General features: G+C 32.1%; 6 protein-coding genes and 5 tRNA genes. 9 read left to right on the top strand and 2 right to left on the bottom strand.

Annotated elements, in window-relative coordinates; translation table 11 throughout:
* Together BLT46_RS13360 and BLT46_RS12915 are read right to left on the bottom strand one after the other, a co-directional pair.
* Window positions 1-165 (bottom strand): helix-turn-helix domain-containing protein (locus tag BLT46_RS13360; RefSeq protein ID WP_394332448.1); only part of this gene is annotated, 165 nt, incomplete at its 3' end.
* A gap of 371 nt (window positions 166-536) precedes the next feature.
* Window positions 537-776, bottom strand: a complete 240-nt coding sequence (locus BLT46_RS12915) for a hypothetical protein (RefSeq protein WP_090410523.1) — start codon at window positions 774-776, stop codon at window positions 537-539.
* A gap of 580 nt (window positions 777-1356) precedes the next feature.
* Between BLT46_RS12915 and idi the strand changes: the two genes are divergently transcribed.
* From idi to BLT46_RS12870, 9 genes are all read left to right on the top strand, one after another.
* On the top strand, window positions 1357-1884 hold the full coding sequence (gene idi, locus BLT46_RS12910; protein ID WP_090410522.1) for an isopentenyl-diphosphate Delta-isomerase: 528 nt from the start codon (window positions 1357-1359) through the stop codon (window positions 1882-1884).
* 3 nt (window positions 1885-1887) lie between these two features.
* Complete coding sequence (locus BLT46_RS12905; RefSeq protein WP_090410521.1) at window positions 1888-2301, top strand: 6-pyruvoyl trahydropterin synthase family protein; 414 nt, start codon at window positions 1888-1890, stop codon at window positions 2299-2301.
* 112 nt (window positions 2302-2413) lie between these two features.
* Entirely contained in the window at window positions 2414-3382 is a 969-nt protein-coding gene (locus BLT46_RS12900) for a type I phosphomannose isomerase catalytic subunit (protein ID WP_090410520.1), read from the top strand.
* 62 nt (window positions 3383-3444) lie between these two features.
* A complete protein-coding gene (locus BLT46_RS12895; protein WP_090410519.1) occupies window positions 3445-3708 on the top strand; it encodes a hypothetical protein in 264 nt (87 codons plus the stop codon).
* A gap of 81 nt (window positions 3709-3789) precedes the next feature.
* Window positions 3790-3863 (top strand) — tRNA-Thr (locus BLT46_RS12890).
* A gap of 41 nt (window positions 3864-3904) precedes the next feature.
* Window positions 3905-3978: transfer RNA gene (locus BLT46_RS12885), tRNA-Thr, on the top strand.
* A gap of 41 nt (window positions 3979-4019) precedes the next feature.
* Window positions 4020-4093, top strand: a tRNA-Thr gene (locus tag BLT46_RS12880).
* A 45-nt stretch (window positions 4094-4138) separates the two neighbouring features.
* Window positions 4139-4212, top strand: a tRNA-Thr gene (locus BLT46_RS12875).
* Window positions 4213-4256: 44 nt separating this feature from the next.
* Window positions 4257-4330 (top strand) — tRNA-Thr (locus BLT46_RS12870).
* The last annotated feature ends 174 nt before the right edge of the window (window positions 4331-4504 follow it).

Below are 4504 nucleotides of genomic sequence, written 5' to 3'. Positions count from 1 at the left end.
TGTTTTATTTTTCTTTAAATGTACACCCCGATTGTCTTCTAAGCCTTTAAATCCTTTGCTTTTAAATTTTCTTATCCATTGGAATAAGACAGAAGGATTTGAGATTCTATATCTAACACAGGTATCTGTCAAAGATAAATCACTATTTTGATGTTCCTGAATAATATGAATTTTTTCTTCTATAGTGAATTTGTTTTTGGAGATTCCATGTAATCCTTGTTCTCCATAAACTTCATATAGTTTAAGCCAAAAATAAAGGTTAAACTCACTGATTTTTTCTGATCGAGAAAGTCCCCCCCATACTGTCTTTACCTTCCAAAATAATAGTTACTATACGTAACTTAAATTCAAAATTGTATTTCTGTTTTCTACTCATAAAAAATGCCCCAAAAAGTGTCTAACTTTTTGGGGCATGTCTATGGTCTGTAAGATCACCCTTTTTTATTTCTGTATTGTGTCCCGTCCTGAAATAGCGATAAGGGGTTTGAATTTCCTATCCTCTATATAATCTTTTTAGACAGCCTCTTTTTTTGTTTTTAATCTTGGTATAATTCTCCTCTGTGAGGTTTTAGTATATCACGAAGTTGTCTCATTTGCTCATCATTAACTACCATGTACGCAATAGAGTGAAATTCTGACAGCTGACTGTAATCTATTATTGAAATAGGAAGTTTTTCAATAGCAACATATTCTTTCAAATGGATAACGTGATGTTCAGCTGTTTTTTCTCCTGCAGGACCTTTAAAATCCCAAATTAGTTTAATTTTTCGTTCCATTATTATTATCGTATTTGGCTCAAAAGTAAGTAAAAATAAATAACATTAAGTTAATTATTATTTACAGAGGGCGTTAAGTAAAAGTGATTTGTATTAAAGAAAAGTGAGGTTTAGAAGAAATTATGAGTATACTTTTTATAGGAGTTTTGTATGAATTAGTACTTTTTTAAAGAAGTTTCTACGGACAATGATGGGACAGTGATCCGACTATGCTTCGACAAAATAGCTCCAATCCCTTTAAACTCGGAGAATTGTGCAACAATAGTCGGAGAATTATCGTATTTGATTAAATCAATTATTGTATAAAAATATGCTTGTATGTCTTGTAGAATAGGCGATACGGGCTATTTTTTGAAAAAAAAATACTTCGTATTAGAAGGTGTTTTTTTTCGTTTATTTTCTTTTTTTGAGTTCATATTACTTTAAAAGTAGCTTTTTTATAGCTTTTTTTACTTAAAAAAAGAGAAGTAGGTAGTTATGTTATTGTTTTTCTATTAGAAATAGTTTTAGAGGAATAATTAAAGAAATTAGTTATACCATATCTTTTTTGTATTTTTGAAATTGTTATAATTTTTACGGTATGAAAGAAGAATTTGTGATATTAGTTAATGAAAAAGACGAACAGATAGGTTCAATGGAAAAAATTGAAGCGCATCAAAAAGCTTTATTGCATCGTGCTTTTTCTGTTTTTATTTTAAATGATAAAAATGAAGTTATGTTACAGCAACGTGCTTCAGAGAAATATCACTCTCCTTTGTTATGGACAAATACCTGTTGTAGTCACCAGCGTGTAGGTGAAACTAATATTGAGGCAGGTAGAAGACGTTTGATGGAAGAAATGGGATTTGAAGTACCATTGAAAGATGTTTTTAATTTTATTTATAAAGCCCCTTTTGACAATGGACTAACAGAACATGAATTTGATCACGTAATGATAGGGTATTATAATGAAGAACCTAATATTAATTTAGAAGAAGTAGAAGCTTGGAAATGGATGTCTGTTGAAGGGATTAAATTAGATATGGAGAAACATCCAGAAATTTACACTGAATGGTTTAAAATAATCTTTTCTAAGTTTTACCATTATATAGAGGCTCAAAAAAAGTAATATATGAAATTAAGAGTTAGTCGTAAAGCCCATTTTAATTCAGCACATCGGTTGTTTAGAAAAGAATGGTCTGATGAAAAAAATCAAAGGATTTTTGGGAAATGCAATAATCCCAATTATCATGGTCATAACTATGAACTGATAGTTCATGTTACTGGTGAATTGGACTTAGAGACTGGTTTTGTAATGGATTTGAAAGAGCTTTCAGATTTGATTAAGAGAGAGATAGAAGAAACTTTTGATCATAAAAACCTAAACTTAGATGTTCCAGAGTTTGCAGATTTAATTCCATCCGCTGAGAATATAGCGGTGGTAATTTGGCAAAAATTAAGGCCTTTTATCCCTCAAGATAAAGCTTTAGAAGTAGAACTATATGAGACTGCAAGAAATTTTGTTTCTTATAAAGGAGAAAACTAAAATTTAAGTCTTATTAGTAAAAGTTGTAACTTGCGCCTTCGTTTTTTTTGAAAAGCGAAAAGGAAAAGTTTAATAGACTTCGGTCTATATATTAATTGATTTGATTTAGCGTATGAATTTTATACAATATCCAATACTATTTAATCCAATACTAAAGGATCGAATATGGGGAGGAACGAAGCTAGAATCAGTACTTGGAAAAGATATTCATTCTAGTGAAGTAGGAGAGAGTTGGGAGATTTCTGGAGTGCCTAACGACATTAGTATTGTTGCTAATGGAGCATATAAGAGTATGGAATTGGATAAACTTATAGCAGCTTATCCACAAGAAGTATTGGGTAATTCAATCATAGAACGTTTTGGATTACACTTTCCATTATTATTTAAGTTTTTAGATGCTAAGGAGGATCTATCAATTCAATTGCACCCTAATGATTTATTAGCACAAAAACGTCACAATTCTTGTGGTAAAACAGAGATGTGGTATGTTATGCAAGCAGATCCAGGAGCAAGAGTTGTAGTCGATTTTAAAGAAGGAGTTACTCAAGAAAGTTATTTAGAACACTTAAAAAAGAATACATTACCTTCTATTCTTAAAGAAATTCCTGTTAAGAAAGGAGATGTTTTCTTTATAGATGCAGGTACTATCCATGCAATTGGAAAAGGTGTATTACTTGCTGAAATTCAGCAAACATCTGATATTACATATCGTGTTTATGATTGGGGAAGGGTTGATGCTAAAGGCAATTCAAGAGAATTGCATGTAGATTTAGCTCTGGATGCTATAGATTATAATAAGAAAGAAGTAGAATTACAATATTCACAAGAAAAGAATACTATCAATAAAATAGTAGAGTGTCCTTTTTTCTCGGTTAATTATATTCCTTTAAAAGGAGAGTTTTTAAAAAAGAAAGATTCTCAAAGGTTTTATATTTATGTAGTGACAGAGGGGGAGTGTACGATGACTATTGGTTCTGAGAAGTATCAATTTCAAAAAGGAAATACAATTTTAGTACCAGCTTTAATTGAAAATATTCAATTGTCAGGGGATGCTACACTTTTAGAAATATTTGTTTCTTAAAAAAGTAGTATAGGATATTTTAAAATTGTAGATTTGTTTCAAATTTTAAATAAGAAAGAATTATGGCAAGTGTAAAAAACTTAAAAAAAGATATTCACTATGTATTAGGTGATATTATTCAAGCTATTTATATTCACGAAATGACTACTAATGGAGTTACTGAATCTACTAATGCATTATTAGAAGAAGCATTAAATTCATTCGATGAATTGATCGATGAAGTAAATGCTAAGAATATTGAAAATAAAAAAGCACATTTTAAAGGAGTTTATACAAAACTTGAAACTGTTGCTGGTCAATTAGTTGAGAAAATAAATGCTCTTTAGTAGAAAAAAAAGATAAAAAAAAACGCTGAAGGTCTTGTAAAATACAAAAAGCGTGCTATCTTTGCACTCGCAAAATGAGTCGCCGGTGTAGCTCAGCTGGCTAGAGCAGCTGATTTGTAATCAGCAGGTCGTGGGTTCGAGTCCCTCCATCGGCTCATATTTTTTTGAAGAGTTTATATTGTAATATTGTTGAGTCGCCGGTGTAGCTCAGCTGGCTAGAGCAGCTGATTTGTAATCAGCAGGTCGTGGGTTCGAGTCCCTCCACTGGCTCAAATTCTTTTAAAGAATTCATATTACAATATAATTGAGTTGCCGGTGTAGCTCAGCTGGCTAGAGCAGCTGATTTGTAATCAGCAGGTCGTGGGTTCGAGTCCCTCCACTGGCTCAAATTCTTCAAAGAAATTAAATTAATATACAATATAGTTGAGTCGCCGGTGTAGCTCAGCTGGCTAGAGCAGCTGATTTGTAATCAGCAGGTCGTGGGTTCGAGTCCCTCCACTGGCTCAAATTCTCATAGAGAATCTATATTGTATAAAATACGGTTAATCGCCGGTGTAGCTCAGCTGGCTAGAGCAGCTGATTTGTAATCAGCAGGTCGTGGGTTCGAGTCCCTCCACTGGCTCAAAAGCCTCCCTTTTAAGGGAGGCTTTTTTGTTTTATACTCTTTTTAGCTTAGTATTTATTATTCATTGGATTTATTTTGGATCAGGTGCAAAAGTTGGGGACTAAGCAAAAAGTTTCGTCAATCTAAACAGGAAAAATGACTTATCTCTTACACCTCTATACATCATTCTAA

The sequence above is a fragment of the Myroides phaeus genome (assembly GCF_900099675.1).
Taxonomy (GTDB): domain Bacteria; phylum Bacteroidota; class Bacteroidia; order Flavobacteriales; family Flavobacteriaceae; genus Flavobacterium; species Flavobacterium phaeum.
The sequence above is the reverse complement of the archived record's forward strand: the minus strand, read 5'-3'. Positions and strand labels throughout refer to the sequence as shown.